The organism is Streptomyces bobili (genome assembly GCF_002154575.1).
Taxonomy (GTDB): domain Bacteria; phylum Actinomycetota; class Actinomycetes; order Streptomycetales; family Streptomycetaceae; genus Streptomyces; species Streptomyces bobili.
Map to the genome: position 1 here is coordinate 1 of NZ_MUBA01000579.1, position 1,872 is coordinate 1,872.

Here is a 1,872-nt window from a genome sequence, read left to right on the forward strand (position 1 = left end):
CCTGGACCCGGCCGCGGTGACCGTCACCGCGGCCGGGTCCAGGTCGGCCGGGGTCGGCATCACGCTGCCGGGCAGCTGGACGGCTGCCGCGCCGTGCGCGACGGCGGAGGCGAGGGCCTCCGGGCCGCTGCCGCCGGCGATGAGGAATCCGGCGAGGGAGGAGTCCCCCGCCCCCACATTGCTGCGGACGGCGTCGACGCGCGCGGTGGCGAACCAGGTGCCCCCCTCCTCCACGAGGAGCTGCCCGTCGGCGCCCAGGCTGGCGAGCACGGCGTGGGCGCCCATCTCGCGCAACTCCTCGGCCGCCTTCACGGCGTCGCCCACGGTCGCCAGGGGGCGTCCGACGGCCTCGGCGAGTTCCTCGGCGTTCGGCTTCACGACGTCGGGCCGCTCGCGCAGCGCCTCCAGCAGTGCGCGCCCCGAGGTGTCCAGCGCGATCCGAGCGCCCCCGGCGTGCGCCCGCGCGACCACGTCGGCGTACCAGGAAGGCGCGAGGCCGCGGGGCAGGCTGCCGCAGCAGGCGATCCAGTCGGCGTCGCGGGACTGCTCACGCACGGTCTCCAGGAGCAGTTCCTGCTCCGCCGGGGACAGTTCGGGACCCGGCGCGTTGATCTTCGTCAGCACCCCGTCGGACTCCGCGAGCGCGATGTTCGAGCGGGTGGCCCCGGCGACCGGGACCGGCGCGACCTCGATGCCCTGCGCGTCGAGCAGATCGGCGACGAGCGCGCCCGGCGCACCACCCAGGGGCAGTACGGCGACCGAGCGCCGTCCGGCGGCCGCGACGGCCCGGGAGACGTTCACGCCCTTGCCGCCGGGGTCCATGCGCTCGCCGGTGGCACGGATGACCTCGCCGCGGTCGAGGGCGGGAACCTCGTACGTGCGGTCGAGGGACGGGTTCGGGGTGACGGTGAGGATCATGCGCACTCGTTTCTAGACACAGAGCACTTCCGTGCCGCCGCGCTCGATGGCGGCCGCGTCGTCGGGGCTCAGCCCGCTGTCGGTGATCAGCAGGTCCACGTCGCCCAGGTCGCCGAAGCGGGCGAAGTGCTCCTGGCCGTGCTTGGCGGAGTCGGCGAGCAGGACGACCCGGCGGGCCGCGGCCATCGCCGCCCGCTTCACCGCGGCCTCGGCGAGGTCGGGGGTGGTGAGTCCGTGCTCGGCGGAGAACCCGTTCGCGGCGACGAACAGGACGTCGGCGCGGATCTCGCCGTACGCCCGCAGCGCCCAGGCGTCCACGGCGGCGCGCGTACGGTGCCGTACGCGCCCCCCGATCAGGTGGAGCTGCATGCCGGGGTGGTCGGCGAGCCGGGCCGCGATCGGCAGGGAGTGCGTGACCACGGTGAGGGAGGCCTCCAGCGGGAGGGCGGCGGCCAGCCGGGCGACCGTCGTACCGGCGTCGAGGATCATCGTGCCCTCGGCCGGGAGTTCGGCCAGGGCGGCCTTGGCGATGCGGTCCTTCTCGTCGGCGGAGGTGGACTCGCGTTCGGCGAGGTCCGGCTCGAAATCGAGGCGTCCGACCGGTATGGCACCGCCGTGCACGCGACGGACGAGGCCCGCGCGGTCGAGGGCCTTCAGGTCGCGGCGGATCGTCTCCGCCGTGACCTGGAACTCCTCGGCCAGCGACAGGACGTCCACCCGGCCGCCGTCACGGGCGAGCCGCAGGATCTCCTGCTGCCGCTCCGGTGCGTACATGTCCGTTCGCCTCCGACGGTTACCGGGTTTATGCCCGAACTTGTGGTTTCGCCACGGAGGCTACGCCCGGATTTCCGGAAAGTAAACAGGTTCGGGCGCCATTCGGGCATGAACGGACTTCTAGCGCTGCCCGAGTGCGCCCGGAGACGACAGTTGGAGACGACGTCTGCAGACGACGGA

General features: G+C 73.8%; 2 protein-coding genes. Both read right to left on the reverse strand.

The window, feature by feature from the left end; genetic code table 11:
- Positions 1 to 918: 1-phosphofructokinase (gene pfkB, locus BZL64_RS33980; protein WP_107430400.1), on the reverse strand; the 918-nt coding region annotated here is incomplete at its 3' end.
- Positions 919 to 930: 12 nt separating this feature from the next.
- Complete coding sequence (locus BZL64_RS33985; RefSeq protein ID WP_086772939.1) at positions 931 to 1,692, reverse strand: DeoR/GlpR family DNA-binding transcription regulator; 762 nt, start codon at positions 1,690 to 1,692, stop codon at positions 931 to 933.
- Positions 1,693 to 1,872: the final 180 nt, after the last annotated feature.

What these genes read in the sequence shown, in the direction of transcription:
- BZL64_RS33985 (WP_086772939.1), bottom strand. Translation starts at nt 1,692, where the DNA reads ATGTACGCACCGGAGCGGCAGCAGGAGATCCTGCGGCTCGCCCGTGAC.